The 24,999-nt window shown below is 58.6% G+C and carries 33 protein-coding genes, 1 tRNA gene and 1 pseudogene; 15 read left to right on the top strand and 20 right to left on the bottom strand.

Translation table 11 applies throughout. The annotated features are described in order from the left end of the window. Nucleotides 1-16 precede the first annotated feature (16 nt). The 20 genes from AB6B39_RS09755 to AB6B39_RS09850 all read right to left on the bottom strand — a co-directional run bounded on the left by AB6B39_RS09755 (nt 17) and on the right by AB6B39_RS09850 (nt 11,674). Nucleotides 17-685, bottom strand: coding sequence for an HK97 family phage prohead protease (locus AB6B39_RS09755; protein ID WP_284370900.1), 669 nt, complete (start codon nt 683-685; stop codon nt 17-19). Then, the gene (locus AB6B39_RS09760) at nt 682-1,896 is read right to left on the bottom strand and encodes a phage portal protein (protein ID WP_284370897.1); all 1,215 of its coding nucleotides are present in this window, start codon (nt 1,894-1,896) and stop codon (nt 682-684) included. The genes AB6B39_RS09755 and AB6B39_RS09760 overlap by 4 nt, the downstream gene beginning before the upstream one ends. Then, nucleotides 1,893-3,413, bottom strand: coding sequence for a terminase large subunit (locus AB6B39_RS09765; RefSeq protein ID WP_284370896.1), 1,521 nt, complete (start codon nt 3,411-3,413; stop codon nt 1,893-1,895). The genes AB6B39_RS09760 and AB6B39_RS09765 overlap by 4 nt, the downstream gene beginning before the upstream one ends. Further along, nucleotides 3,413-3,874 carry a hypothetical protein gene (locus AB6B39_RS09770; RefSeq protein ID WP_284370894.1) on the bottom strand — a complete coding sequence of 154 codons (462 nt, stop codon included), beginning with the start codon at nt 3,872-3,874 and terminating at the stop codon, nt 3,413-3,415. Before AB6B39_RS09770 ends, AB6B39_RS09765 begins: the two co-directional genes overlap by 1 nt. 94 nt (nt 3,875-3,968) lie before the next feature. Continuing rightward, complete coding sequence (locus tag AB6B39_RS09775) at nt 3,969-4,451, bottom strand: HNH endonuclease (RefSeq protein WP_371398541.1); 483 nt, start codon at nt 4,449-4,451, stop codon at nt 3,969-3,971. Between the two features lie 262 nt (nt 4,452-4,713). Then, complete coding sequence (locus AB6B39_RS09780) at nt 4,714-4,908, bottom strand: HNH endonuclease (RefSeq protein WP_371398542.1); 195 nt, start codon at nt 4,906-4,908, stop codon at nt 4,714-4,716. A gap of 247 nt (nt 4,909-5,155) precedes the next feature. Continuing rightward, nucleotides 5,156-5,449 carry a hypothetical protein gene (locus AB6B39_RS09785; protein WP_284370892.1) on the bottom strand — a complete coding sequence of 98 codons (294 nt, stop codon included), beginning with the start codon at nt 5,447-5,449 and terminating at the stop codon, nt 5,156-5,158. An 828-nt stretch (nt 5,450-6,277) separates the two neighbouring features. Further along, nucleotides 6,278-6,541 (bottom strand): hypothetical protein, encoded by a 264-nt coding sequence (locus AB6B39_RS09790; protein WP_284370890.1) that lies wholly within the window; start codon nt 6,539-6,541, stop codon nt 6,278-6,280. A 16-nt stretch (nt 6,542-6,557) separates the two neighbouring features. Beyond that, nucleotides 6,558-6,839: a hypothetical protein gene (locus tag AB6B39_RS09795; protein ID WP_284370888.1), complete on the bottom strand. Its 282-nt coding sequence runs from the start codon at nt 6,837-6,839 to the stop codon at nt 6,558-6,560. Then, nucleotides 6,836-7,036 carry a hypothetical protein gene (locus AB6B39_RS09800; RefSeq protein ID WP_284370886.1) on the bottom strand — a complete coding sequence of 67 codons (201 nt, stop codon included), beginning with the start codon at nt 7,034-7,036 and terminating at the stop codon, nt 6,836-6,838. The genes AB6B39_RS09795 and AB6B39_RS09800 overlap by 4 nt, the downstream gene beginning before the upstream one ends. Further along, nucleotides 7,033-7,629 (bottom strand): helix-turn-helix domain-containing protein, encoded by a 597-nt coding sequence (locus AB6B39_RS09805; RefSeq protein WP_284370882.1) that lies wholly within the window; start codon nt 7,627-7,629, stop codon nt 7,033-7,035. Before AB6B39_RS09805 ends, AB6B39_RS09800 begins: the two co-directional genes overlap by 4 nt. Beyond that, the gene (locus tag AB6B39_RS09810) at nt 7,626-7,973 is read right to left on the bottom strand and encodes a hypothetical protein (protein ID WP_284370880.1); all 348 of its coding nucleotides are present in this window, start codon (nt 7,971-7,973) and stop codon (nt 7,626-7,628) included. Before AB6B39_RS09810 ends, AB6B39_RS09805 begins: the two co-directional genes overlap by 4 nt. Continuing rightward, a complete protein-coding gene (locus AB6B39_RS09815) occupies nt 7,970-8,965 on the bottom strand; it encodes a DUF1376 domain-containing protein (protein ID WP_371398543.1) in 996 nt (331 codons plus the stop codon). The genes AB6B39_RS09810 and AB6B39_RS09815 overlap by 4 nt, the downstream gene beginning before the upstream one ends. Continuing rightward, nucleotides 8,962-9,363 (bottom strand): VRR-NUC domain-containing protein, encoded by a 402-nt coding sequence (locus tag AB6B39_RS09820; protein WP_371398544.1) that lies wholly within the window; start codon nt 9,361-9,363, stop codon nt 8,962-8,964. The genes AB6B39_RS09815 and AB6B39_RS09820 overlap by 4 nt, the downstream gene beginning before the upstream one ends. 232 nt (nt 9,364-9,595) lie before the next feature. Continuing rightward, nucleotides 9,596-9,775 carry a hypothetical protein gene (locus tag AB6B39_RS09825; RefSeq protein WP_284370876.1) on the bottom strand — a complete coding sequence of 60 codons (180 nt, stop codon included), beginning with the start codon at nt 9,773-9,775 and terminating at the stop codon, nt 9,596-9,598. Beyond that, on the bottom strand, nt 9,772-9,894 hold the full coding sequence (locus AB6B39_RS09830; protein WP_284370874.1) for a hypothetical protein: 123 nt from the start codon (nt 9,892-9,894) through the stop codon (nt 9,772-9,774). Before AB6B39_RS09830 ends, AB6B39_RS09825 begins: the two co-directional genes overlap by 4 nt. Beyond that, nucleotides 9,891-10,184 carry a hypothetical protein gene (locus AB6B39_RS09835; RefSeq protein WP_284370872.1) on the bottom strand — a complete coding sequence of 98 codons (294 nt, stop codon included), beginning with the start codon at nt 10,182-10,184 and terminating at the stop codon, nt 9,891-9,893. Before AB6B39_RS09835 ends, AB6B39_RS09830 begins: the two co-directional genes overlap by 4 nt. A gap of 219 nt (nt 10,185-10,403) precedes the next feature. Beyond that, a complete protein-coding gene (locus AB6B39_RS09840) occupies nt 10,404-11,066 on the bottom strand; it encodes a hypothetical protein (RefSeq protein WP_371398545.1) in 663 nt (220 codons plus the stop codon). Nucleotides 11,067-11,181: 115 nt separating this feature from the next. After that, nucleotides 11,182-11,409 carry a hypothetical protein gene (locus AB6B39_RS09845; protein ID WP_284370866.1) on the bottom strand — a complete coding sequence of 76 codons (228 nt, stop codon included), beginning with the start codon at nt 11,407-11,409 and terminating at the stop codon, nt 11,182-11,184. Between the two features lie 52 nt (nt 11,410-11,461). Beyond that, nucleotides 11,462-11,674, bottom strand: a complete 213-nt coding sequence (locus tag AB6B39_RS09850; protein WP_284370863.1) for a hypothetical protein — start codon at nt 11,672-11,674, stop codon at nt 11,462-11,464. 84 nt (nt 11,675-11,758) lie between these two features. Between AB6B39_RS09850 and AB6B39_RS09855 the strand changes: the two genes are divergently transcribed. The 15 genes and pseudogenes from AB6B39_RS09855 to AB6B39_RS09925 all read left to right on the top strand — a co-directional run bounded on the left by AB6B39_RS09855 (nt 11,759) and on the right by AB6B39_RS09925 (nt 24,990). Beyond that, entirely contained in the window at nt 11,759-12,421 is a 663-nt protein-coding gene (locus AB6B39_RS09855) for a hypothetical protein (RefSeq protein ID WP_284370861.1), read from the top strand. Nucleotides 12,422-12,983: 562 nt separating this feature from the next. Then, nucleotides 12,984-13,277, top strand: a complete 294-nt coding sequence (locus AB6B39_RS09860; protein WP_284370858.1) for a hypothetical protein — start codon at nt 12,984-12,986, stop codon at nt 13,275-13,277. Next, entirely contained in the window at nt 13,274-13,708 is a 435-nt protein-coding gene (locus tag AB6B39_RS09865; RefSeq protein WP_284370856.1) for a hypothetical protein, read from the top strand. Before AB6B39_RS09860 ends, AB6B39_RS09865 begins: the two co-directional genes overlap by 4 nt. Beyond that, a complete protein-coding gene (locus AB6B39_RS09870; RefSeq protein WP_284370854.1) occupies nt 13,705-13,929 on the top strand; it encodes a hypothetical protein in 225 nt (74 codons plus the stop codon). Before AB6B39_RS09865 ends, AB6B39_RS09870 begins: the two co-directional genes overlap by 4 nt. Next, nucleotides 13,929-15,164, top strand: coding sequence for a hypothetical protein (locus AB6B39_RS09875; protein WP_284370852.1), 1,236 nt, complete (start codon nt 13,929-13,931; stop codon nt 15,162-15,164). The genes AB6B39_RS09870 and AB6B39_RS09875 overlap by 1 nt, the downstream gene beginning before the upstream one ends. Nucleotides 15,165-15,345: 181 nt before the next feature. Continuing rightward, nucleotides 15,346-16,275: a PD-(D/E)XK nuclease-like domain-containing protein gene (locus AB6B39_RS09880; protein WP_371398546.1), complete on the top strand. Its 930-nt coding sequence runs from the start codon at nt 15,346-15,348 to the stop codon at nt 16,273-16,275. Continuing rightward, the gene (locus AB6B39_RS09885) at nt 16,272-17,108 is read left to right on the top strand and encodes a hypothetical protein (protein WP_284370849.1); all 837 of its coding nucleotides are present in this window, start codon (nt 16,272-16,274) and stop codon (nt 17,106-17,108) included. Before AB6B39_RS09880 ends, AB6B39_RS09885 begins: the two co-directional genes overlap by 4 nt. Nucleotides 17,109-17,117: 9 nt before the next feature. Further along, on the top strand, nt 17,118-17,618 hold the full coding sequence (locus tag AB6B39_RS09890) for a phage head-tail connector protein (protein ID WP_284370848.1): 501 nt from the start codon (nt 17,118-17,120) through the stop codon (nt 17,616-17,618). A gap of 148 nt (nt 17,619-17,766) precedes the next feature. Further along, a complete protein-coding gene (locus AB6B39_RS09895; RefSeq protein ID WP_284370847.1) occupies nt 17,767-17,964 on the top strand; it encodes a hypothetical protein in 198 nt (65 codons plus the stop codon). Further along, a complete protein-coding gene (locus tag AB6B39_RS09900) occupies nt 17,961-18,104 on the top strand; it encodes a hypothetical protein (RefSeq protein ID WP_284370846.1) in 144 nt (47 codons plus the stop codon). The genes AB6B39_RS09895 and AB6B39_RS09900 overlap by 4 nt, the downstream gene beginning before the upstream one ends. Further along, nucleotides 18,105-19,736: a hypothetical protein gene (locus tag AB6B39_RS09905; protein WP_284370845.1), complete on the top strand. Its 1,632-nt coding sequence runs from the start codon at nt 18,105-18,107 to the stop codon at nt 19,734-19,736. A gap of 738 nt (nt 19,737-20,474) precedes the next feature. Continuing rightward, nucleotides 20,475-20,900 (top strand): annotated as a pseudogene (locus AB6B39_RS09910) (tyrosine-type recombinase/integrase); the annotation flags it as partial. A 52-nt stretch (nt 20,901-20,952) separates the two neighbouring features. After that, a tRNA-Thr gene (locus AB6B39_RS09915) sits at nt 20,953-21,086 on the top strand. Between the two features lie 93 nt (nt 21,087-21,179). Then, on the top strand, nt 21,180-23,225 hold the full coding sequence (locus AB6B39_RS09920) for a PAS domain-containing hybrid sensor histidine kinase/response regulator (RefSeq protein WP_284370843.1): 2,046 nt from the start codon (nt 21,180-21,182) through the stop codon (nt 23,223-23,225). 70 nt (nt 23,226-23,295) lie between these two features. Next, nucleotides 23,296-24,990, top strand: a complete 1,695-nt coding sequence (locus tag AB6B39_RS09925) for an amidohydrolase (protein ID WP_284370841.1) — start codon at nt 23,296-23,298, stop codon at nt 24,988-24,990. Nucleotides 24,991-24,999 lie beyond the last annotated feature (9 nt).

The following is a 24,999-nucleotide window of genomic DNA, read 5'->3' on the forward strand; positions in this document are numbered from 1 at the left end:
GGACGAACCCGTGGGATCAGCGCGTCAGGGCTTCCCAAAACGCGCGCTTGGTGGAGTCCGGGTCCCCCGGACGGATGCCGACGATGCCGCGCACAACGGCCTCTGCCTCGGACTTGGAGAGCGACGCTGCATCCCGCAGAAATCGCTCGGCTTCGCGAATGGACGGCTGGTCCCCAGCCTTCACCCGCGCAATAAAATTGGTCTTGGCCTCCTCAGCCTTCACTGCGGACACCAGCGCCTTGTCGTTCGCGCCAATGGACACAACGGACACCTCGACAAGATCCAGCTCCGTGAGCTTCAACGTGTTTCCATCATCGTCCCGCTCGGTCTCGATCTCCCAGTACCCGATAGACATGCCGTCAATGTCACCGGCCTTCAGAAGTGCGTAGGCTTCCGCGCCGCGTTGCACATCCATGTTCAGCTTGCCGGACATCAGGAGTCCGGTCTCGTCCTCCTCAAAGCTGGTCCATGAACCGATGGGCTGGCCCGGGTCATGTTGCCAGAACATCTTCGGCCGTGTGCCGGCCTCCTTGTGGCGTGCGATGGACTTGGTAAACGCGCCTGGCATGACGACATCGCGGTAGCTGTCCACGTTGCCGAAGATAGAGCCGTAGCCGGAAAACTCGCCAGGCTCGCCATTCGCTTTGACGCGAAGAACCGCGCGGCCGTGCTTTGTCTGTGTCATGGTTGATCCTCAGCACCCGCTTCGATCAGCGGCACGTTCTGCATCTGCACGCGGTTGACGTTTCCACCCTCGACGGGCGGGAGATTCTCCAGAGTGCGGACCTCGTTAACGGACATCCAGCCGTTAGTCAGAGCTTCACGGTAGAAGTCAGCGCGCGCCTTGCTGTCGCCTCGCAGGAGGCCTTCAATGTTGAACTCTATGGTAATCCCTGCGGCGCGATCCGCGGGGCTAAGCAGCTGCTTCTCGCAGGCCTGTTCGATGCGTTTCAGACGGCGGCGAAGGGTGAACTTCTGGAACCTGAGCGTTTGAGCCTCGATGCCAGTGCCGAAGCTTGTGGATTTGGCCGTCTGTCCCACCATGTGAGGCGGAACGCCGAACACGCGGCAGATTTCTTCGACGCCGAACTGACGGGTTTCCAGCATTTGCGCGTCTTCTGGATTGAGCGTGATCTGCTGCCAGTTGAGAGCGTTATCGAGGAGCATCGGTCGCCCGGCGTTCTGCGCGCCGACAAACTTCTCTTGAAGCAGCGCCTCCAAGGTCTTTCGTTGTTCTGCTGTCAGCGGTTTGTCGGTGGACAGGACGCCGGACGGCAGCGCGCCCTTGGCAAACATCTGCGACGATGCCTCATCCGTCGCGATGGCCGCGCCGAACACATTCCGGCAGACCGCCAGAGTGGAAGCTCCGCCCAGAGGACCGCCAAAAGGCCCCCGGATATGCAAAACGTTATCCTGCGTCTCGACACGCTGCCGACCATCATGGGTCCACCGATACTCGATGTCGCCATTGTCGAGGCGGCGCTTCCCCATTGTGTCGGGTCGGAGCGGCTCCAGCGCAACGATTGCGCCCTCTGCGCCGCGCACCTTCTCAGCGTATCCGTCGCCGTGCAGCTCTATGGACGCCGACATGAACTCCCAATAATCCACGGCTGTCTGGTCGAAATTTGGCGAGTTGTGCATGAGCGAATAAAGCCAGTGGTCTTTCGCCACGGTGCGAACCCCTGTCTTGTCCGTGCGGTAGACCATGCAGGGTAGCGAGCCGATCGTGCCCGCAATAAGGTTTACGCATGCCCAGGTTGCCGACAGGCCAAGCGATGCCGATGGGGTAGCGTCCATCCCTGCGCGCGTCGGTGTTTGCGGATCGCGCCAACCGTCAGGGTCAACGACCGAAAGCTCCCGCGTGAAATAGGACGCGGCCTTCTTGAGAATATTCATCCGGCGAGCGCCGTGATCCAATCGTCGGCGTTGAAGTGTGTTTCCATACCCTTCGCCTCCATTCCGCGCGCAATTGTCAAAGCCACCATGCCGTCGATGCGACCGCTGCTTTTCGCCTTGTCCAACTTGCGGTTGCCTGCCGGGTCCATCGTCACGACCGCGTTGAAGGCGCACATGTTCAGCACGGGATTGTCACCGTGCGCCAGTGTGCCGCCGATCAGGTCTGTCTCCAGCGCGTTGAGCGCGGGCGCCATTGACGCGAAGCCCTGCCCGAACTCTTCGAAAGGCAACTCCACCCCGACGCGCTCAAACTCCGGCATCAGCGTTTTCATCTGCCAGCGATCATAGCCAAGCGCCGCGACATCCAGCCCGGCGCAAATCTCCGCAATGTCGCGGGCGAGGAACCCGTAATCCAACACAGCGCCCGGCGTCGTGCGAATGAAACCCTGCTCTGCCCAAAGTGAATATGGCGCGCGGTCCTCGTTCGTCCTGTCTTCAATCGTGTCGCCCGGCATCCAGAAGTGAGCGTGCGCCCGAAGCTTCCCGTCCGCCCGCCATGCCAGCACCAGCGCCGTCAGGTCGGTCGTGCGGGCTAGGTCAAGTCCAGCGTAGACAGTATGTCCTTCCGGACTACCGGGATCGCCAGCGGCGGCTTTCCACGCCTTAGGCGAGGCGAATGGATCGTTTCTGTTGATCCGCTGATTAAGGTAGAGCGACCGGAAGCTGTTCTCAAATGACGGGCTGCGCGCCGCACGCCGCATCGCGGACTTGTATTCAACTTCGGAGCGAAAATAACCGAGGCCGGGATTGGCAGCCTTTGCCGCCTTCATACACTCCAGATCAGCGTCCGCGTCCGCCTCATAGACATGGCAGACCGTCTCGTTGTCGTTCGCCGCCCGCGCCTCGTCTATCCACATGGACAGCATGTCCGCGTCGGACCGCGCCTGCGTGCTGATCGTGATCTGCAGCGCGTCGTCATAAGCGCCCGATGCCGTCTCGATGGCCTCCACGAAGTCGTCATTGGGGCCGCGCACCTGCCCCAGCTCGTCGAAGATGGCGAGGACCGGCGAAAGCCCGTGGTTGGTAGCCGCGTCAGCCGACAAGGCGCGATACTCCACATTCATTGCCAGACCTATGAGCCGCTTGCTGGACGGCACCACGCCGATCCGCGCGGAAAGCTCCGGCGACATATCGATCATCTTGCGCGCCAGGTTGAACACTAGCGCAGCCTGGTCGCGGCTGCGCGCACCGGAAACGATCTGCGAATTACGAACCGCCTCCGGCCCGACGAGGTGGACGAGGATCAGGCAGGCGATCAGCGCCGACTTGCCGTTCTTGCGCGCGATGGAAAGGATGGCGCGACGGGCGCGGCGTTTCGATCCGTAAATTTCGCCGATGAACTTCTTTTGGAAGGGGGCAAGCCTGATCGGCTTGCCGACGTGCTTACCCTCAGGCGTGACGCAAAATCGCTCGACGAACTCAATGACCCGCTTCGCGCGAGCCGAGAGACGCGCCACTAGTCGCTTTCACCCGCGAAAAGAGCGCCGCCGGACTTGGCCGCGTCTTGTGTCTTGCGGCGCTGGCCTCGACGCTTCCCCGCGTCGCGCGCCTCGCCGTTTTTGCCGCGCCCGTGGATCTGAAGGTCTTGCCGAATCGCCTTGATGGTGGATATATGCGTGTGACAGATCGCGACGAGCGGATTCGGCGCAGGGTTGTCGCCCTTCATGATCGTGGAACCTTGGTCGAACAGCGCGGTCTGGTCGCGCTTGTGTAGCAACATCGTGTTGGCGAGCTTGGCGGCCATGGTCAGGTCTTCAGCCGGCCAATCCGTGTTGGCGCGGGCTTTCAGGATTTCGGCCCAATACATCTCCGCGCCGTCGAACAGCGGCTCGTGCGTTGGGACAGCGATGTCTTCCAGTGCGGCCGCCATGACCTGCTGCGCGCTGGTCAGGCTGTCGGATGCGGTGCGTCGTGCCATCGGACCTCCTCGCGCGCGGGGAAACTGTATTCAGGTTAGCGTTTGACACTGCCGCCGGTGTACGCTCGGATGACACCAGCCTTTTTGCCGCCCCCTACCCTATCAGGAGCAGTTGCCCGCCTGCGACCCCACTGCCCTTTGCGTGATTGCAGGAGCGACATGAGCAAGCGGTATTTCTTCTCGTGTGCTCACCGCCTTTCGACAGTGGCATGACGTGGTCCAATTCGGGCGCGCGTGGATGTATTGTTCCACGCTTCGACTTGAGCGTCTTCTTACCGCATATATGGCATCGCCACCCGTCGCGGTGAAACACCTCGAACGGGTCAAACCGCTCTGCCTCGCCCACCTTCTTCAATGCCCTTCTCCGAGCCTTAGCAGCGCGCCTGGCCTTGATAGTGCTTGGGCGCTGCCTTTGCTGCCGTGACTGGCATTTGTTGCTACCGCATGTCTTCGCCGGGTAGATGCGGGTCCGCTCCACACCAACCGGTCTTCCACAAACAAGGCATGGCGATCGCGCCCTTTCTGCCCAGTTCTTGTATTTTGCGGGGCGTGGGACGTGAATGATCTTCGCGACCATCGTCGGTAAGTTGCCCTTTCCTGCTCTAGGGCTTGGTCTATTGGGGCAGGGTTACGGCACTCTCTCGTGCAATAATGCGTCTTAGCGTGGCGCTTCCGCCCCCGCGCCGAGTACTCGCAACCACATCTATCGCATGTCATCGTGGTAACGGGTTTGCGCCGTGCGCGCGTTGGGTCTAATTGGCCTTCAGCCATATCGAACGCTCCATGTTCGTTATCGGTTAGGGCTGTCTGGGATTGCCGTCCCATTCAGCCCGTTTTCTTTACAATTCAACGGGGTATCCGTCCGCCCCGAAGGTCGGTTTTTCCTGTTGCCCCATGTCCTTTCGCGTTTTCTGCTTATGGCAGGACTCGCATAATCCGGAGGTGTTCCCATCCGTGTCCGGCCCGCCCTTGGATAGTGGGATGATGTGATCGATGTGCTCGGTCGGCGTCACCCGCCCTAGCGCTTCGCACATGCAGCACAGCGGATGGAGCCTGCGCCTACGCTCCCTGTCCCTGCAGCCTGCGCGGCCTCGCTTTCTTGGAGTGCCATTCTTGTTCACTGTTCTACCACTGTATCAACAATGATCGACTAACCCGTCTTCACGCCAACAACGAGCGCAGCCGGACTGACCAGATTGACGCGCTTCTGTGCGCTTTGCCAGTCAGACGCCTTTAAGCGTCACGCGCCCTATGCGGGCCGGACTAGGCGTTAAAGGCATGTCAGATGCCGATGCCGAATGTCGTTGATACGACAGCGATGTTCTCCTGCGTGCGATCCAGAAGATATTCAGCCCGGTCGACCAAACAGAGAGCTTCCCCAAAATAACCATCTCCAGATGTAGCTAATCCGTCGTCGCCTCGCGTAGAGTAAGGGTCGATGACTTCAGCAATGTCTTTCGTGCGCTCACCGATGTCACTAAGGCGCCGGCAAAGTTGATCCAGCCTGTCCATTAATTCCTTTGCAGGTGCCGGACAGGTCGTTGGTTGGCACGATGTTGCTGTGTCTAATGTCATACATGTCTCCATACGAAAAAGCCCACGCATAGAAGCGCAGGGGCCATCAGTGGCGATGATTAGGAAGCGGGCCAGCGTCCAGATGCTAGGATTGGCGGGGCCTTGCGATTGGGTGCCGCAACGGTACTTGGTAATCAAGCAAGCCCGGTGAAGATTTCACTCTTCGCCCTACTGCCCCGTGAATCAATAAGGCGGGTCCTGTGATCGGGCGCACCTTCGTATTATGCCCTGCTTATACCAAAAGCGTGAATCCTGCAAGGGTTTATGGCTTTAGCCCGTATTCCTGCGCTAACCAGTCTAGTCCGTCGCGGATTCTGTACCTGGCAGCGTTGCGTTGCGCGCGATTCGGCCACAGGCGGGATAGCGATTGATTCCGGTGCTCCAAGACCAGTCGAACTGACCTGTTCTGATCCGGGCACATGCGATTACCGATTCGAGCGACGCGGTTGAGACAGTCAATCTGATAGCATTGTGCCATATCCGGGGAACCCGACATGTGCACCCGCTCCACGATCTCATGGCTCTGCCCTCCATGACAGGCATCCAAGTCCCCTTGATAGATGCTTGCTGCTTGCGCATGGACAGGATCCAGAAACGGTGCTGACGCTTTATGCTGTTTGACGACAAGGCCCTCTAGGGCGCGCGCGCAGGCGACCCTGCGCATTCTGGCCCCATCCATAGTCCCTTGCTCCAAATCGCGCTCGGCGAAGCGCTCGGAGCGAAATTTGAAATGTTCGCGCGCCTCTGCGGTCAGTGACGCCTCGGCAGCGATCATAATCGGACTTAGCACAGGCTTTGTGAGCCGTTGTCTGCGTTTTCGTTTAGCCATCATCCCTCACCGATGTCATCATAGTAAGTCCCTTGGATGCGATCCAATTCAGAGCGCGCTTCATCAAGTGAGAAGCGTCGGTATCTGCTCCCTGCCGTGAAAGATGTCATCAGGAATATGATCGCACCGACCCACTCGAAGGCTGCGAGATCAAGACGCCATGACAATGCTATGATTATGAGCGCGATTAGAAGGGTTACAGCGTCCTTTACGATGCTCTCACCCACCCTCTCGTGAATGACGATGAAGTGTTGTTTTTGCATTTTCTATCCTACTCTCTCACCCATATTTTCGTGGTCGCTCGTTCATCATGTCGGACGCAGATAATTTCCGTCGCGACAGCGCCTCAATCTCTGCCGCAATCCTTAGTCCGTCCCGTGGCGTGAATGACGCTTGATGTTGTTGTTCTGCGCCCAAGCAGATTCGAACAAAGCGACCGTTTTCCTCCACGGCCAGACCGCCGCCGTCATGAATTGTCGCACCTTGGACAAAGAAGGGCTCGTCCTCATCGCGCGCCGCCGTGTTGGTCAGGCCCGTCTGGTGCTTGTCGTAGATGCTCATGATTGCGGCTCCTGATTGATGCGCTGCCAGTGGCCTTCGAAGACCTCGCGGCGAAGATCTCCAAACGAGATGCCCCATGTTGCCTGAACCCCGGACCGGACGGCGTTGCTGGATATGTTCAGCATTCGTCCGACATCGCTTGACGTCATCAGCGGGTTTTCGATCAGCACCATTTGGACCTGTTGCGCCCGGTTCATGCAGCCACTCTCCGGTTTTCGCGCATCTGAGCCGCCCGCCTCTTGCGGTCCCCACCCACAAGGCCGACCAGCTCCGGCAGATAATGCCGCATGAAGGCTGTGACCGTCCTGTCCGTGAACCCGTACGGCTCCAACGCCTCGAAGGGCGTTCCCCCATCTGCGATCCAATCCAGAACAAAGCCCACCCGGTGCGCGTTCGAATCCAGCAGGCTTTGGCGTTTATTCCCGGTGCGCCGGATTGGCGTGACATGGGACGGTACAGCCCGCAATGGCGTGTCAACCTTCGCTTCGCTTGCCAGCTTGGCATAGGCCCGAAAAACATGATTGAGCGGCTTGTCGTAATCCTGGCCGCGCAGGGGCAGCCCATTCAGCACCGCATGATGACGTCCGACCGAGTTGATGGCGGTCGTGTGATCCCGATCGCCAATGAAACGGCCAATGCGCGGGTAGGACCAGCCCAACTCCGTCCGTAGCCGGTAAGCCAGCGCATGACGCGGCGCGCACTGATAGGTGTAGGTTTCCGATCCGCATATTTCCCGCGCAGACACACCATAGGCCGATACGATTTCGTTCAGGATAGCGGCGGCGGTCATGCGGCCTCGCTTTCCATTGTGGACACTTGGGGGGCGATGGACCGCAGGCGCGCGATTTCCTCATGGGCAATGATCAGCTCAGCAGCCAATCTATCTAACTCTTGATGAAGCTGGGTTCTAGACAAGCCGCCCGGCAGCGGTTTTTCGGTTCTCTCAAGACCACGGGCATGTGCTGGAATGCGCCTGATAAAACCCCGATTGATCAGACTATCCAGACGGTAGTGAATTAACGATTTGCACGAAACCTCGGTCGCTCGCATCATCTCCAGGTAAGTCGGGGCGCGACCGTTACTCTCGATATAGCGCTCGATGAAATCCAGAAGTTCGCGTTGTTTTTGGGTCATGCTGCGTCTTTCTCGGATTCGTTGGCGGGTATGGGCCGGATCGGGCCTATTGATATGTCCATCGCTGAAAGCATCGGTCCATATCGGCGTCTGATTTCTCGGTCGAAGAACGGCGTTGGCGGATGAACGACACGGCCTTCGTAAGTGACATTTCCGGGCGAAAGCCATGCGATCCAAGGCCCAATTAACCCCGCGTCGATCATGTCGTCGTAAACTTCGGCGGCCACCGGGTCAGTCGGTCTGACATTGCTGGGATAGCGTTGGGACTCATGAGGTTTTGCCGATAGCCATTCGCGCTGCGCCAACCATGTCCAAGCGAACATGTTGCGCGGCGGGGCATCCATGCCGTCAAGCGCGGCCATCACGGCTTGGCGGTCGGGGTCGTCCAGCCCATCCCACTCGTGTTTCGCCTTGTCCTTGCGGGACGGCTGGACGTGCGGGAACGCTTTCCAGAAATCATCAAACAAAAGGTCGGTCGGTCGGTCGGTCGATTGCGGCGGCTTGTCGGACTGACTGACTGACTTAGATAGAGAGGAGTCAGGGTTACTCTGGCTATTATCTAAGTCAGCACCAGCACCAGCACCAGCTTCCGCGCGCGTGTAGGGATTTTGACCTTCATTGTTTTCATTGGTTTTTTTCGGCGTTTCCCCCTGCCCTGCGGGCAACCCATTTTTTCTGTTTCGGTCTGCCTTGCGGGAAGATAGACGCTGCGCCTTCTCCCATTCGGCCGTCAGCCGTTTATGCTTCCATCGCCCGTTTTCGACGGTGAAAAAGGGTTCGAGATGTGGCCTCAAAGCCTTCCATTTCTTCTGCGTGATTGAGAGCGTATTGCGCAGGAACATGTCGTCATCAGGCAGGTCTGCGCTACCCATTCGCCACGCTTTCATGAGCAGCAGGAAATAGGCCCCGTGATGTTCCAGTTCCAAATGGGTTGTGTCGGCTAGATAGGCGTCCGTCCAAACTGGAAGCATATCCGTGCGTCTATCGGTCATGCCGCCGCCCTCCCTGTCCATTGGACCGGGGCCTTGATCGGCAAGTCCATCAGGCCTTCTGCTTTCAGAACGATCAGAACGGCCTCTAGCGATGCACAGACTGAAACAGGCGCGCCCATGGCGATCAGTTCGGCATGAACCTGCTTTTGCAACTTGGACAGCGATCCCGTTCCAGCCTTCAATTCAATGAACAGCACCCGACCGCCAGGCATCATGATCTGAAAATCCGGCCATCCGGGTTTCAGCCCCATGCGCTTCAACTTGGATCCCACATGCAGCTTTCGGTTCTCACCTGCAGGGAAATGCGTCCACGGAATACCGCGTCGATCCAGATGAAGGGCAAAGGCCCCTGCAACCGTTTTCGTTAGAAGATATTCGGGGTTCTGACGCCAACTCATGACGCACCTCGCCTCATAACCGCCCGCCACGCAGCTTCCGCTCTAATCAGGTCCGCCGTAGCTCTGATGTTGCACCGGTAGGACTGACCCTTCGCCTTGTCGTCATTGCGCATGACGGCATCGTGATAATCCCGGCAGGCCGCATTCCGTCGCTTCCTGGCCTCTCGTACTGGCGCCCATGCGCGAAACAATGGACCATAGGGGTGGTCGTCTCGGATGCGTTCAACGGCGCTCACGCGGCGTCTCCGTCCATTCTCTGGATCAGAGCCTCACGCTCGCCTGTCAGGCGGTTAATCAAGCCCTCAAGCTTGAGGATGGCGTGATGACGCCCCTTTGCTCTGTGCTTGATGATCGAAGCCCGGTGCAGGGCAAGGTCAAAGTCGATCTGTGCGATGCGGTCGGCGGGGGTCATCGGCGCATCCAATCATCAAGCTCTTCGCCATCCTTCGGGCGCACGACATCGGCCAGCCAAATCAGTCCGTCCGACGTTCGCAGGAGAAAGCGCGCCAAGCGGCGACGTAAGCGTTTCACAACATGGCTCTCAATTGTGCGGACCGTGCGCGATTGCGCGCAATCCGGTCGGCTAGGTCATCATCCATCGCCTGCACGATCTTCCTGCCAAGACTGAAACTCGGCTCAGTCTCACCAGAACGATAGGACGCGCATGTGCGCTCCCCTATGGCAATGCCATGGACGGAGAGCCCGTCCGCCATGGCTCTGGCACTAGGCCAATGGTCTCGACATTGCGCGGAAAAGTCCGCCGGTGCGGAAGTCCGCAGATATTGCGCGGAATGTTGCGTGGTCATCGTCAGTGCATCCATGTCAGTAATCCAGACATGGCGAGTGAGACAGGAAAGACGACCGCGCCCCGGCGGGTGAGAATGCAAGGGCAAGTCGTAGAGCTCTCGGACCATAGAAAGCGTCCGCTGACATGGACGCAGAGAAACAGGGTCGATGCGCAGAGCATCCGGCTCTACCACGAACGCTGGCCGGGCGGGCAAAAGCCGTCCGGCGGCGGCGCTTGATATGAAGGCAATGCGTCATGAGCGGGCAACAAGTCCGATCTTCGACCTCGCTCCGAGCAAGTGTCCCGCGCCGCATTCCTTAAGGATTTGCCGAACGCGCTCGCTAGAAAGTTCCCACGGCATGCCGCACTCGGCAAGCGTCAGCCCGCTTTCGCGTAGCGCCACAATATCGCTCTCGCGGTCAAGAGAACATCTATCGCAAATAGCTGACGCTGGCGAATGCAATCTGTTTTCCCCGCATTCCGTGCAGGCCTTGTTAACGCCTTCGGCATTGAGCTTCCGCATCCGCTCGGCGGCGCGCTCGGCGTGTGCCTTCTTGAACTCCGGGTCGGTATGGAGCTTCCGCATCCGCTCGGCGTTGGCCTTCTTGAACTCCGGGTCGGTATGGAGCTTCCGCATCCGCTCGGCGGCGCGCTCGGCGTGTGCCTTCTTGAACTCCGGGTCGGCATTGAGCTTCCGCATCCGCTCGGCGTTGGCCTTCTTGAACTCCGGGTCGGTATGGAGCTTCCGCATCCGCTCGGCGTTGGCCTTCTTGAACTCCGGGTCGGTATGGAGCTTCCGCATCCGCTCGGCGTTGGCCTTCTTGAACTCCGGGTCGGTATGGAGCTTCCGCATCCGCTCGGCGGCGCGCTCGGCGTGTGCCTTCTTGAACTCCGGGTCGGCATTGAGCTTCCGCATCCGCTCGGCGTGTGCCGACAGGTCGGAGCAATGCCGACATGGACCTCGCTGCCCGAGCGTCAAGCACGGTGAACCCTCAGGCTGCTTGCAAATCTTTCGTCGCTGCACACCCACGTCAGCGACCCCCGCCAAACGCACGGGCATGACGCGCATTCTGCACCATCCTGACGCACCACAGCACCTGTACGCAGAACAGCGCCCACAGCAGCGACATGACGCCGGAATAGACCAGGCCATGCGCGAGCAACCAGACGCCGCCATAGACGCTTGCGCCAGCCGACAGGGCCAGCGCGGCCTTGAAGGCGCGGAGCCAATAGGCGCATATGAAGCGGGCGAGGGTCACGAAGCGGCACACATCGCTGCCCGGATGACCAGCGGCTTACCAAGCGCCGCGCTCACGCCGTAGCCCCATCGGTGGCGGCGGGGGCGTGATGCCGCATGTAGTCGCGAAGGCGCTCCAAGGACTGCACAGTGACGTTCTCGCCACGCTGCACTTTGTGAACGAAGTTCGGATTGCGCATTGCGCGCTTTCCAAGCTCCGTTGCATTCAATCCGGTCGCCTCAAGGTAGCTGGCAACTTCGTCCTGCACGATCTGAAACAAGGTCATGCAAGGGTGATAATAGCAAAAGCACTATTATGCAATAGCACAATTCCTTTTCGACTGCCTTGCGCGATCGGCCGATAACGGGGCGTGCGTAGAATCAAGACAGATGGGTTGGAGGGTGAGCGGCTTGCGTTGGTCGAGGCAGCCAACGCGCGCGGTAAAAACCTCAAAGAGCTTTCACTGAAGCTGGGTAGAAATCACTCGTATCTCTACCAGTTCGTCAAGCGCCACGCGCCGGCCCACCTTACAGCTGAAGATGCCAGCGCCCTGGGCAAGTGGCTAATGGTGGATCCATCCAGCCTGTCTGCCAACTACGTATCTAGCCTGCTATTGGCGGAAAGCGCTCCTGCAAAGAAGCCCATCCCCATCGTCGGCTACATCGGCGCGGGTGATGAGGTGCAGTTCGTGGACAGCTACGCCAAGGGCGACGGCATGGACGAGGTGACGGTGGAGGGCTACTATTCCCCGTCCGCTGTGGGAGCCGTGATACGCGGTCATTCCATGCGAGACCGCAACCTGTTCGACGAGGATCTCTTGATCTGGGACGACACGCGGCCCGACATTGAAGCTTTCGTCGGTAAGCGCGCCTGCGTGGTCAAGCTGGCCGACGAGCGCATTATGGTGAAGCAGGTCGTGCATGGCGCGGAACCGGGCCTCTACACCCTGCTATCGTCCAACTATCCGCCTATCGAGGACGTGGCGCTACTCTGGTGCGCCAAGATCAAACTGGTTTTGCAGCGGGGGGATTGAGGATGGAGCCAGTCGCGTTCGGATTGGCGCTGGGTGGATATGGGACAATATCAGCCCTACTCTTTCGTAGTGCCGACGAGCATCCGGCTCATACGCAATCTCTATGTTTATTCATCGCGCTCTTTGCTACAGTAGCGACGTTAATATGCACGATAAACACGGGGATTGATGCGTATCATCGCAACAACCTTCGGCCAGAATGGTACTCCCCACTTAAAGCAAGCGAAGCCGATCAGGTGAAGATAGATAGACTTACTGAACAGGTACGTTTTCAGGGATCACTCCTACTCATTTTTCTCACAATCACTCTTACAGCTCTTTTCGCCATGTGGCGCGCGGAGCTTGCTATGCGAGATGATTCCGCCAGCCCCACAACCGCAGATGAAACCTAGCGTGTAAAAGGCCAGTATCGCCGTCAATTCATCGCCTCCCAGCCCGCCACGTGCGGGCTTTTTCATAGGATAGCAGAAAGAATAGCATCACGATAGCAAAATAGCTATTGACCATAATAGGACATATGCTATCTACATCCTCATAGCCAATGACGGCAATGGAGGATGGCATGGATTTCAAATTCGAAAATATCGCGATGCCCGCAATTAAGTCGGGCAGAAAAGAAGCTCCCGAAACGACGAAGTTTAAAGAGGCTATCTCAAGTCTATCGGTTGGCGGTCCAGCCATCACTGCTTCGCCTGACCCCAAGTCCCCTTTGAAGAATCTGCGAACTTCCGCCTTGCTGCGAAAGCGCATGGCCGCTTGTGCCCTTGGCGTCGGTGGCAAGGGCGCTTTCGCAATCCGCACGCTCGATGACGGTCGCGTTGGTGTGTGGCGCGTCAAAGAAGACCCGTCCGCATGACCGGCCTCACACATGACCTTTACCTGATCCAGTTCGAAGCGGACGGGTCTTACACGAAGCCGTGGCAGGCAGAGTGCGAAACGCCCACGTCGCTGGATGACGTGGCTCGCGAGCTGTCCGAGTGCGATGGAATGCGCCTTCTGCGCGTCACCCAAATCTGCCCGGATCACACGAACCGTGACGTGACCGAGGAAGCGCTTGAGGCTTTCGTTCAGCGCTTCCGCGACTGGACGGCGAGCGAGATCATAAAGAGATGCGCGCAAATCGACGGGCGCTCCACCACAGGCGAATGGACATACGGTCCCGGCTATATCGGTCTGATGGCCGAGGCGCTTGAGGCCTATGCCGACGCACTCCCTCTGTCCGCGGATGACCGCGCCGCTGCGAAGGCTGATGCTTGGCGCGATGAAGCCAAGATGGAGGTCGCGTGATGACGGCCTTTGACGCCGCCATACACGAGCCTCGCGGTGATCTGATGGATGATCTGTTCGAGGCGCTAGTCAAGCATGAAGACGCGGCAAGGGCCACAGGGCAATCCTGTGAGGACGGCGAGGGTTGCTGCGACCTCTACCTGCGGGACGATCCACACCTGCACGCCCTGCGCCGGATCGCCAATGAGCTTCATGATGAATTTAAGGCGAGGGCTGCGTGATGGCTGATACCTTACACATCACTAAATCAGATTTAGACGAGAACGGCTTCTACAAAGAAGACTCAATCGACTTCGACGGACACATTCGCATCGCCGCGAACCTTGGCTATGTCCGGTTTAAGTTCTCCATTCGAGCAAATCTCAGCATTCAAGCTGACGCTGGATCGGGCATCAAGGCTGGAGGGGGCATCGAGGCTGGATGGGGCATCAAGGCTGGATGGGGCATCGAGGCTGGAGAGGGCATCGAGGCTGGATGGGGCATCGAGGCTGGATGGGGCATCGAGGCTGGATGGGGCATCAAGGCTGGATCGGGCATCAAGGCTGGAGAGGGCATCGAGGCTGGAGAGGGCATCGAGGCTGGATGGGGCATCGAGGCTGGATGGGGCATCGAGGCTGGATGGGGCATCAAGGCTGGATCGGGCATCGAGGCTGGATGGGGCATCAAGGCTGGATGGGGCATCAAGGCTGGATGGGGCATCGAGGCTGGATGGGGCATCAAGGCTGGATCGGGCATCGAGGCTGGATGGGGCATCGAGGCTGGATGGGGCATCAAGGCTGGATCGGGCATCAAGGCTGGAGAGGGCATCGAGGCTGGATCGGGCATCAAGGCTGGAGAGGGCATCGAGGCTGGAGAGGGCATCTTCGCGAAAACCGTCACGGCTGCATACAACATCTTTGCTGGGGTATCGACTTACATCGACGCGCGCGGTGCTAATAAGCTTGTTGCCGCCCAAGTCCTGAGCGGAAATCTTGCCTACGGCCTACATGAGCCGTCCGCTCAGCTTATCGATGGCATTCCAACAATTCTTGGTAAATGGCGGAAGAAAGGTGACATTGAGTACTGCAAGGGGTTTCGCTGTCCTGACGATAGCGACGATCTGAGAGCAAAAGGCAATGCCTGCTTTGTGGCACGAAGGGGCGATGTTTATTCGCATGGCCGCAAGTTACGCGAGGCCGTCAATGATCTTGAATATAAGCTTCTGTGCAACGCTAACGTCCCTGAAGTTGCGGCGCTCATCATTCAGGAAGGTGTGGTCACTCTCCAGCAGTGGCGCGCTATAACGCGGGCGTGTGCATACGGAACCGCGTTGCACTTGGGCCTGTCTGTCGATGACCTCCCTGAGAGCATGTCTATTCAAGACAGTTTTGAAAAGTGCGCCGGAACAGGCTTCGGAAATACGTACCGAAGGGCGCTTCTGGATGCTGGCTATGTCCCGGCTGAGGTGGCCGCATGACCTCCCCATACCCTTCCCCGATTGGCGCCGCGCCTTCCTCTGCGCGCGCCACAGACCAGGACGTGTCTTCCCGTGCGTCCGGGTCTGACCGGGTGGCCGCGATGCTCGGTTCCGTCGATTACCACAAGCGCACACGGCCCCGCATGTCACGCGCGTTTCTGTGTGTGCGGAGGACGACGCTGTGAGTGCGCCTGTGATCGATAAACCCGGCGTCTATGACATTGATATGGGTACCTATCATTCGGACTGTGCGTGGCTTCCCAGCCTGTCCAGTGGCGATCTCGTTGCTATCAGCAAGAACCCAGCGAAATGGTACGCCTATCACTGGTCGAACCCTAAGCGGTTCAAGAGGCCGGAAACCGACGCGCTCCGCATTGGGAAAGCCGCCCATGCTCTTGTAACAGGGGGCGAAGACTTCAAAGAACATTACGCGATCCGCCCAGCCCGTTTCACAGACTGGAAAACGAAAGCTTCAAAAGCTTGGCGCGATAAACGCGAGGGCGATGGGATAACAGTTATAACCATCGAGCAAATGCGCCTGATAAAAGGGATGGCGCGCGCACTCAAATCGTCCCCTGAGGCGATGCAGATCTTCGAGGTCGGCAGACCAGAGCAGAGCCTGTTCTGGGAAAGCCAAGGGGTTGTCTTAAAGGCCCGTCCTGACGTGATCCCAATCCAAGATGCACGGATCATCTGCGACTACAAAACCGTGGCCAGCGTCGAACCTCGAAAGCTGATGCGTGCCATTCTGGATTTCGGATGGGCGCAAAAGCTGGCCAATGTCACGGCAGGTATGATTGCGACGGTTCCGACAGGTGCAGCTGGGTTTGAGGACTTCGATTTTGTTCTGATCTGTCAGGAGAAGTCGCCTCCGTTCGAGGTCGTCTGTGTGACGATTCCGCACACGCATATTGCTGACCTTATGCGGCTGAACGAAGCCGCCGTAGCTGAGTTCATCAAGTCGCGCGAAGATGGTTTCTGGCGCGGCGCAAACGACGGCTTTGTCGAATACCATGATGAAGAATGGAAGCTGGCCAGCATGGCGAGCCGATATGGCGGGCTGAACGGACTGCCAGGATATAAAGATCATTTCAGAAAGGATGCGGCATGACCGAGATTATTGAGACGAAGACCGAACTGCCTGCAAAGGCTGACATCGCCACAGGCGGCAAGATGGGCGCGCTTATTCCGCAAGGTGTGGATGAGACTTTCCGGTTGGCAGAAGGCCTTGTGATGGGCGGCGGAGCGCCAAAGGGCATGAACAAGATGCAGGCCTTCACGGCTATTGCGAAAGGCTTAGAGGTTGGCTTTGCGCCGATGCAGGCGCTTGCGACTATTGCGAGCATCAACGGGCGCCTGTCCATCTATGGCGATGGCCTTATCGCGATTGCCCGGCGCGGCGGAAATCGGGTCAAGGAGACCCTTGAAGGTAATGCCGACGCGCGTATCGCGACCTGCACCATTACGCGTGCCGATACGGGCGAGGTCATCACACGCTCATTCTCTGTTCAAGACGCCAAGCGAGCGAAGCTTTGGCAGAAGCCGGGTCCATGGTCGCAATATCCAGATCGGATGCTTGCCGCCCGCGCCCGTGCCTTTGCAATCCGCGACGGCCTCGCTGACAAGCTGTTCGGACTGCACGTCGCAGAAGAAGTCCAGGATATTCCGCAAGAAGCTGCCGTATCGCCGTCAGACCCGCCAGAGAGCGTGTCACGCTTGCAGCGCCGCCTTGGCACGGCAGGAGCGCCTGACGACGCCAGCGGCGCGCATGACGACAAGCAGGATCGTCTATCCGAGGCTATGGCGCTGATGGAAGACGCGATGACGCCTGACGGAGTTGCTCAGCATGTCGATCATGCCGTGGAGGACGACGACCCGTCCGGCGACTTTGACGACGACTTCAACCCGCGCGACCCCGCGGATCAACAAGGGCGAGCCGCATAGGAGAGATTGATGGAAACCTTCACGATAAGCGATCCAGTCTGTGAGCCAATCCTTCTGGCCGATACCAAGACGTTTCTGCGTCTCGACACAGATGACCATGACAGCTTTCTTAAATACGCAATCGCTGAACATCGAGACGCTTTAGAAAAGCATCTTGGTATTGTGATGGGCAACCGTCATTGCGGTGTTGAGGGCTACGTTGACGGAGAGGCGAGGCTTCCACACTGGCCGATTTCACAGGTGGAAAGTGTCAAGGTTGATCTTGAACCCGATACTGCGGCCACGATCGACATGGGAGCACGGCCCTGCACTATTAGCGTGAAGGGGACCGGAGTGGTAACTGTGAGATATACCGCTGGCTACGGAACGTGTCCAAGCGACATCCCGGCGCCTCTTAGGCAGGCCATGCTGTTGCTAGTCGCGCGAGCGTATGAACGTCGTTGCTCTGCCCCGGCGGTCATGCCGCTAATGGTCGACGCATTGACAATGCCTTACCGCGTGGTGTCCTGATGACCCGCCTCTGCACAGACTGCGGCAAGCGTGACGGTCGTCTGATCGTCCACACCGCCAAGCCAGCACCGGGGCGCTGTTCGCGCTGCGCCGAAGAAACAGAGGTCCGGCCCTCGGACTGTTACCGTGAAGAGATGGGAGACGTGGGATGAGTGACGTAACCTATGAAATCATTGCGACGGTTCACAATGGCAACTTCAGCGCTTTCACCGTCACGGAGAGTGGCGATGATGATGGCTCAATTGTGCTGCGATGCGGCGACGTTGAGATTTACGTGTCAGATGGAAGCATTGCCGACCTGAAGGCAGCAATCGACCGCATTCTGGCGGAAAGAGAGGCGGCGTGAAATCCCGCCACCGCAAAGCCATGCGCGCCAAAAGGCGGGGCCGCGACGACATGACCCGCGCATACGGGTCAGACACGCGCACAATGGAGCTTGCCCGCACGCTGGACGCGCTGCGGGCTGAGCGGAAGGAGGGTGGGTAGATGGATAGCTTCCCGATACCAGAAGCCGCATTCGATGAGGACGCGATCATTCTGGCCAAAAAGGGCGCGGGCAAGACTGTCCTTGCCAAAGATTTGGTCGAGCGATCCTTGGATGCTGGCGAACGCACGCTCATCATCGACCCCAAAGGGGACTGGTGGGGCCTGAAATCCAGCGCAGACGGCAAGTCGGACGGCTATCCCGTCGCGGTTTTTGGTGGGCAGCATGGTGACATGGAGTTCACTCCGTCCAATGCGGAGCCGTTGGCGAGGATGTTGGCCAATGACAATCTCCCATCCATCATCGACACGTCTTCGCTGACACTTAAAGAGCGTGGCGCGGCACTAACGTCATTCTACCGCGCGCTTTACCGCCACAATCGGCAGTCCCTCTTTCTTGTCCAAGATGAGGTTCACCAGCTAGCCCCGCAAACGCCGTCGGGAACGGAGGCGTATGAGTTGAAGGAAATCATCAGCACGATCGTCACTCTTGGACGGCAGCGCGGTTTCCGCCTCCTGTCCATCTGCCAGCGCGTGCAATTGGTGGACAAGACGCTGGTGACGCAGGCGGACACGCTGATCGCCATGCGCTTGGTCCACAAACGCGACAAAGCTCCTGCGCTCGACTGGTTTTCCGGTAATGCACCTGACGAGTTCGTCGCGTTGGCTAAGGAGAAGATGGGAAGGCTGGACGTTGGGCAAGCCTTAGTCGGTTGCGCAAACCTAGAACTTTTCGACTTGGTTCGCGTCCCGATGAACCGGACATTCGACAGCAGCGCGACACCGAAGCGAGGCGAGGTCCAGATAGAGCCGAGCACGCTTGCGACGGCTGACCTCTCCGCTGTGCGCGAAGCGCTGCAGGCGAATGATGCGGAGCCGGAGGTCGCGCTATCGCCAGACTTCAGTAAAGACATTGCCCGCCAGATCTCAGATGCCCGAAAGGAGGGGTACGCGAAAGGGTTTGCCGAGGCTGAGCGCGGCAAGGACAAGGCACACACAGATGGAATTGCTCTAGGGTGGCGCCAAGCGCGAGATGCCATGCACGGCGCTCTGGATAGGCTTAAGCCGGAAAAGGCTCCCGCCTTGCCTCCATCAAAGAAAGGGCCCGCCCCCGCCGTAACCGAAAACAGGCCCCGCGCTGCGTCGAAGAACGCGCTGCCGGGCATTACCTTCACAGGCCCGCAACGACGCGTCGTAGACGCCATTTCGTTCTGGCGAGGGTTTGGTTTCGACACTCCATCCCGGGCGCAAGTGGCCTTCGTGGCGCGCTACACATACGGCGGCAGCAGCCTCAAAGCTGCGCTGAGCAGTCTTAGAAAGATCGATGTCGTCAACTACCCTCAACCTGACCATGTTTCCCTGGGGCTTGATTGGCCAGTTCCGCAAGCCAGTTTCGATAGGCTTACGAGTGAGTTAAGTGGACCCCAATCCAAGGCCCTAAAACCCCTCCTGTCAGGCGACACCCTGTCCCGCGCAGAGCTGGCTGAGGCTACAGGCTATGAAAATGGCGGCAGCAGCTTAAAGGCCGCACTGTCTTCGCTCCGCACACTTGGCCTTATAGACTACCCATCCCCAGGATGCGTCACGGCTGAGCCGTGGCTTGTCGCGCTCCACCAAGCAGAGACAGCGCCATGACAGCCAACGCACAGTCACTGACGGGGGTGCGATAATGCCCGCCGTCCAGCCATCGCCAGACTTCCTCTACGACACGGAGGTCGCCACCAAATACGGCTTGCCGATCCGGGACTTGCGGGCCGTGCTTGACAAGCACCGCCTGGCCTACCGGATCGGTCGCGGACGAAGGCGCGTTCTCAAGTCTGATCTTCGTTCCCTTATCAACATCCTCAAGGCGGAATCGCCATGCCTCTCAAAATCTCAAAACGACAAGGGTCCGGTATCTACCGCATCAGGGGAACCGTCTACGGAGAACGTGTCGATCAAAGCGCTCGAACTCGCTCGAAAGTCGAGGCAAAGCGTGAAGCAAAACGCATCGAAACCGAAATCACGGCCCGCCACTTCGCGCCACCAGAGCCAGACCCGGAACCCGAAGGTTATACCTTTGCGGATGCCGTCGTCAGCTACCTAGAGAGCGGCAGGGGCGCACCCTATGACCTTGAGCCTGTCATCATGCTCCTAGCGGACGAGCCATTGGACGCGATCACGCAGGGCACGATCGATAAGAAGGCCATCGAGGGATGGCCGGACGCGAAGATATCGACACGGCTGCGCAGCTTCTACGCGCCTGTCAGCGCGATCCTGACTTATGCGCAGGGTGAGCGGATGATGGCTGACTATCGCATCAAAATGCCTAAGCCTGAAAAGTCCGCGGTTAATTGGCGTACGCCTGCGGAGGCGGAGGCGATAATCGAAGCGATGGGGCCACTAGGGCCGTTCACCACTTTTCTTTTTGGAACCGGTTGCCGGGTTGGCGAAGCCTGTGAGCTGCGCTGGCGTGACGTGTCGCCAGACGGCCAGCGGGTCACGTTTTGGGTCACGAAGTCCGTTTCTCGATCCTTCGATCTATGCCGTCGGACGCGCGCTGCCCTTCCCGCGCGCCGCGACCGCGATCATCACGTCTGGCTTAACAGTCGCGGACAGCCATGGTCACAGACAGGAACGCCGCCCGCCTATTCCGGCCCGCGCAACGCGATGTTGCGCGCCTGTCAGCGTCATGACCTGCCCCGCACGACACCGCACACGTCCCGCCACAGCTGGGCAAGCTGGCACTATGCGACTGTCGGCAAGACTATGGCGCTCATGGAGGATGGCGGCTGGGGTTCCTTGGCCCTCGTCCAGCGCTACACGCACCTTGGATCGGAGGATTTGAAGGATGAGGTGAAGCGGTTCGGGTGGCGCGATTTTGGGCAATCCTTGGGCAATGAAGACAAGCGAAAAGTCAGGTGATTGATATGAAACTGTTTATTTCCCAGATGCGCATCATTGGTAATGATGAGGTCGAGAGTTCAATTCTCTCTCGCGGCACCAGGTCTCCCTCAACGCTCGTTGATTTCTTAACTCCCTCTTACGGTTTGTCTGCAAAGGCTGATTTACGCAGATTGGCTGCTTTTGAGGACGCGAATGCTGTCTCTTGGACTCGATGACGGTGCGAATGCGCCAAGAACGGACCGTCGTGTCAGTGTGCGCCGTCGCGAAGATTTCTACTGGCTGCAACGCATGGCGGATGTGACGGGTGATGCCTGCATCGTCGTCGGTCGGAACGGCTACATCGACTACATCGACCCGAAAATCCTCGATGTGCTGGAAATCGAAGCCTCTGTCGTAACGGAGTGGGCCGAATTCTCAGACATGATCAGGCACATGTCCTTAAAAGGCTATTTCGGCCCCGGCGAACCGGAAATGTTCGAAGCCCTGATCAACGATATGCTTGCCAATCAGCGCTTGAAGCAGAACGAATCGACACAGCTCCTCAACGCGTTCACCCCGAACGGTCGCTTCGTCGACATCCGTATCAGCTATGGACGCGATGATGGCTATGTCATTCTGATGCGCGACAGCACGGAAATACAGCTCAGAGACAGGGCGCTGGATACGGCCCTTAAGGTCGGTCGTAGCGGCTACTGGTCGTACAATCTTGTCTCCGGCGAATTTCATGTCCGGGCAGATTCGCTCGCAACCCATTATGACCCAAAGACATTCGCAGCCATGCAGACGAAAGGGTTCATGGACGTCATTCATCCGGAAGATACCAAACGGGTTAGCGAGGCGATGGAACAATGCGTCGTTACACGCCAGTCCCATGGGATCGTCGTTCGGATCGTCGGTGACGATAAATCCATCATCTGGCTCAATGCTGACTTGATGCCCAATATGGATGAAGGTGGGCAGGTGCGTTCCCTGTCCTGCTTCTTTACAAATATTTCCGAACAGATTGAAACAGAAGAAGAATTGCGCGTTACGAAAGAAGACGCTGAAACCGCATTGAAGGCCAAGAATGCCTTTCTAGGCCGCCTCTCCCACGAAGTCCGAACGCCGATGAACGCCGTGATCGGCATGGCTGATGCGCTAGTGCACAATTATGACGATCCTGAACTCGCCCCGAAACTCTCCCTGATCCAGAATTCGGCTGAAAAGGTCATCCGGCTCGTCGATCGGACGCTGGAGCATGCCAAACTGGAAGATCAGGCGGTCGAAATCACACCTGTCCCGACGTCTGTCGCAGCGCTTTGCAAGTCCGCTTGCGCATCCTGGAACATGAAAGCGGCCGAAGGCGGAACGACACTGAACTGCGCACTTCATCCAAATGTGCCGGACCATATCATGCTCGACCCTCTCCGCTTCGAGCAATGTCTCAACAACCTCGTTTCGAACGCGCTGAAATTCGCGCAAGGTGGAACCGTCCAGGTCGCCATCACCGTGACAGGTGAACCGACACGTCAAAAGCTGATCCTTGCCGTGAAAGACACGGGCATCGGCATGGACGAAGCGGCTCTGAGCCGTATTTTCCTGCCCTTCAAACAGGCCGACAACACTATCACGGGGCGTTTCGGAGGCACGGGGCTAGGCTTGACGATCACCAAGGATCTCGTTGAGTTGATGGGCGGCAAGATCAGCGTATCGTCGAAGCCGTCGCAAGGAACGATGTTTGTCATCTCGCTGCCGCTCGTCCTGCCGAAGATGGCCACACCGCCCGCGCAACTTGAGAGCCGACCGGTCGCGCCAAGCCCTGCAAAAGTCGAGCCGCCCATTTCGCCTTTTGCACATCTACGGGTTCTGATTGTCGACGATAATGCCACCAACCACATGGTTGTCAGTTCCCTGCTCAGCAATGTCGTCGGTCATATCGATACCGCCCTGAATGGACAGGATGCGATCGATACGCTGGAGAAAAATGTCTACGACCTCGTCCTGATGGATATTCATATGCCTGTGATGGACGGCATCGAGGCAACGTTGGCCATTCGTAGCTCGGATACGCCTTATAAATCCGTCCCGATCATCGCCCTCACTGCCGACCCACAATATCAGCAATCCCGACTATGCCGGAATATCGGCATGAATTCTTCACTGGCAAAACCTATCAAATTGAGTGGGTTGCTTGAAGCTTTTGAGGAAGTTCTGTCATCAACGGCAAACGAGTCAGCAGCTGATCAGCACGCTGCGTGACGACGAAGGGCTCCCCAAACCCCTTTGGTTTACGGCTGACAATCCCGCATCATCAGGATAGGGTGCCGGTATGATCCGCTCCGCTCTCCTTGTCTCATCAATACTTACTCTTGGCGCATGTGGCCAAGCCATCGAACCCGCCTCTCCGTCGATCGCATCCGTCGACGGGTGGTGCTTTCATGGCGGGACGATCCATACGGCTGATGATCGTCAGCCTCAGGTCGAAGCTGTCGCCGTCATGGCTGGTGAGATTGTCCATGCAGGCCCTGCAACGGATGGCTGGTGCCCGGACGGTGCGTCTGATTACGATCTTAACGGATACGCGCTCTACCCAGGTCTGACCGATGCGCATGCTCACCTGATCGGAATTGGTCAGCGCGAGATGGAGCTCGACCTCAGCGCCGTCACTTCCATACGTGAACTTCAGGACGCTGTGAGAGGTGCAGCGGACACGCTTCCGGCAGGCGAGACGATCTATGGTCGGGGCTGGATCGAAACCCATTGGCCCGAAGGCCGCTTCCCGAACCGGGGTGATCTGGACGCTGTGACGGACCGTCATCCGGTCGTTCTGATCCGGTCCGATGGTCATGCCGCCGTGGTCAATAGCCTGGCCCTGAGTCGGTCATCCATCGTTGGGTCCACCGAAGCTCCCTTCGGCGGGGCGATCAATCTTGATGCCGATGGCAATCCGACAGGCATGCTGATCGATACGGCAATGGGACTGACGGATGATCTGGTTCCCGATGCAACGGCGGAAAACAAGGCCGAAGCTTACCGGCTCGGTTCCGATGTCTATGTCAGCCGGGGCTGGACCAATATCCACAATATGAGCGTGCCGCAGGATGATGTGGAACTGATCAACCGGCTCGCCAATGACGGCGACATCAAGCTGCGTGTTTACAATGCTGTCGGCCTGCCTGACCGCCAGGCCAGCGAGCGGGTTAACCGGATGCGCGGTGGCATGTCGACAGAATCACCCTTCGTCACGACGCGTGCGGTCAAACTCTATGCTGACGGCGCGCTCGGATCCCGAGGTGCGGCACTGTTGGCACCCTACTCCGACGATCCGTCCAATACGGGCCTTATGACACTGGATCGGGACCGCGCAATGGCGACGTTCCAGGCCGCGCTTCGCAACGGCATTCAGATCAATACTCACGCGATTGGTGACAAGGGCAACAAGGCCGTGCTCGACTGGTATGAGGAGGTCTTTAATTCCGTTCCACGCGGCGACTGGGCCGTGCCCAATCCGCGCTGGCGTATCGAACATAGTCAGATACTGGATGTTTCGGATATTGAACGGTTCAACGCACTGGGCGTCATACCGTCCATGCAACCCAGCCACGCCATCGGCGACTTGCATTTCGCAGTCGATCGGTTGGGGCCGGACCGGCTGGGCGGGGCCTATGCCTGGCGCGCTCTGATCGATAGCGGGACGGTGATTGCGGGCGGGTCCGATGCACCTGTTGAAGTCGGCGATCCGCGGATAGAACTGCACGCGGCCATGAACCGGACGGATCTATCGGGCTATTCCAATGAAGACTGGAACGTCGATCAGCGCGTCACGCCACAGGAAGCCCTGAAGATGTTCACGCTCTGGCCGGCCTATGCCGCCTTTCAGGAAGACCGGCTTGGATCGATTACGGTTGGCAAACGGGCTGATTTATCCGTCTTCAACAAGGATATGCTGGATCCGGAGATCGCCCCGATGGATGCCGAACCGGTCATGACCATGGTGGACGGAAAGGTCGTCTGGGCGCGTTAGGGCCGAGGC

This window comes from Algimonas porphyrae, from assembly GCF_041429795.1.
In the GTDB taxonomy this organism is placed as follows: domain Bacteria; phylum Pseudomonadota; class Alphaproteobacteria; order Caulobacterales; family Maricaulaceae; genus Litorimonas; species Litorimonas porphyrae.

What these genes read in the sequence shown, in the direction of transcription:
- AB6B39_RS09785 (WP_284370892.1), bottom strand. Translation starts at nt 5,449, where the DNA reads ATGACATTAGACACAGCAACATCGTGCCAACCAACGACCTGTCCGGCA.
- AB6B39_RS09850 (WP_284370863.1), bottom strand. Translation starts at nt 11,674, where the DNA reads ATGACCTTGTTTCAGATCGTGCAGGACGAAGTTGCCAGCTACCTTGAG.
- AB6B39_RS09840 (WP_371398545.1), bottom strand. Translation starts at nt 11,066, where the DNA reads ATGCGGAAGCTCAATGCCGACCCGGAGTTCAAGAAGGCACACGCCGAG.
- AB6B39_RS09925 (WP_284370841.1), top strand. Translation starts at nt 23,296, where the DNA reads ATGATCCGCTCCGCTCTCCTTGTCTCATCAATACTTACTCTTGGCGCA.
- AB6B39_RS09865 (WP_284370856.1), top strand. Translation starts at nt 13,274, where the DNA reads ATGACCGGCCTCACACATGACCTTTACCTGATCCAGTTCGAAGCGGAC.
- AB6B39_RS09810 (WP_284370880.1), bottom strand. Translation starts at nt 7,973, where the DNA reads ATGACCCAAAAACAACGCGAACTTCTGGATTTCATCGAGCGCTATATC.
- AB6B39_RS09755 (WP_284370900.1), bottom strand. Translation starts at nt 685, where the DNA reads ATGACACAGACAAAGCACGGCCGCGCGGTTCTTCGCGTCAAAGCGAAT.
- AB6B39_RS09815 (WP_371398543.1), bottom strand. Translation starts at nt 8,965, where the DNA reads ATGACCGATAGACGCACGGATATGCTTCCAGTTTGGACGGACGCCTAT.
- AB6B39_RS09770 (WP_284370894.1), bottom strand. Translation starts at nt 3,874, where the DNA reads ATGGCACGACGCACCGCATCCGACAGCCTGACCAGCGCGCAGCAGGTC.
- AB6B39_RS09780 (WP_371398542.1), bottom strand. Translation starts at nt 4,908, where the DNA reads ATGTGCGAAGCGCTAGGGCGGGTGACGCCGACCGAGCACATCGATCAC.
- AB6B39_RS09875 (WP_284370852.1), top strand. Translation starts at nt 13,929, where the DNA reads ATGGCTGATACCTTACACATCACTAAATCAGATTTAGACGAGAACGGC.
- AB6B39_RS09890 (WP_284370848.1), top strand. Translation starts at nt 17,118, where the DNA reads ATGGAAACCTTCACGATAAGCGATCCAGTCTGTGAGCCAATCCTTCTG.
- AB6B39_RS09860 (WP_284370858.1), top strand. Translation starts at nt 12,984, where the DNA reads ATGGATTTCAAATTCGAAAATATCGCGATGCCCGCAATTAAGTCGGGC.
- AB6B39_RS09835 (WP_284370872.1), bottom strand. Translation starts at nt 10,184, where the DNA reads ATGGATGCACTGACGATGACCACGCAACATTCCGCGCAATATCTGCGG.
- AB6B39_RS09800 (WP_284370886.1), bottom strand. Translation starts at nt 7,036, where the DNA reads ATGAACCGGGCGCAACAGGTCCAAATGGTGCTGATCGAAAACCCGCTG.
- AB6B39_RS09790 (WP_284370890.1), bottom strand. Translation starts at nt 6,541, where the DNA reads ATGCAAAAACAACACTTCATCGTCATTCACGAGAGGGTGGGTGAGAGC.
- AB6B39_RS09795 (WP_284370888.1), bottom strand. Translation starts at nt 6,839, where the DNA reads ATGAGCATCTACGACAAGCACCAGACGGGCCTGACCAACACGGCGGCG.
- AB6B39_RS09895 (WP_284370847.1), top strand. Translation starts at nt 17,767, where the DNA reads ATGAGTGACGTAACCTATGAAATCATTGCGACGGTTCACAATGGCAAC.
- AB6B39_RS09905 (WP_284370845.1), top strand. Translation starts at nt 18,105, where the DNA reads ATGGATAGCTTCCCGATACCAGAAGCCGCATTCGATGAGGACGCGATC.
- AB6B39_RS09920 (WP_284370843.1), top strand. Translation starts at nt 21,180, where the DNA reads ATGCTGTCTCTTGGACTCGATGACGGTGCGAATGCGCCAAGAACGGAC.
- AB6B39_RS09760 (WP_284370897.1), bottom strand. Translation starts at nt 1,896, where the DNA reads ATGAATATTCTCAAGAAGGCCGCGTCCTATTTCACGCGGGAGCTTTCG.
- AB6B39_RS09820 (WP_371398544.1), bottom strand. Translation starts at nt 9,363, where the DNA reads ATGAGTTGGCGTCAGAACCCCGAATATCTTCTAACGAAAACGGTTGCA.
- AB6B39_RS09825 (WP_284370876.1), bottom strand. Translation starts at nt 9,775, where the DNA reads ATGACCCCCGCCGACCGCATCGCACAGATCGACTTTGACCTTGCCCTG.
- AB6B39_RS09805 (WP_284370882.1), bottom strand. Translation starts at nt 7,629, where the DNA reads ATGACCGCCGCCGCTATCCTGAACGAAATCGTATCGGCCTATGGTGTG.
- AB6B39_RS09885 (WP_284370849.1), top strand. Translation starts at nt 16,272, where the DNA reads ATGACCGAGATTATTGAGACGAAGACCGAACTGCCTGCAAAGGCTGAC.
- AB6B39_RS09775 (WP_371398541.1), bottom strand. Translation starts at nt 4,451, where the DNA reads ATGGTCGCGAAGATCATTCACGTCCCACGCCCCGCAAAATACAAGAAC.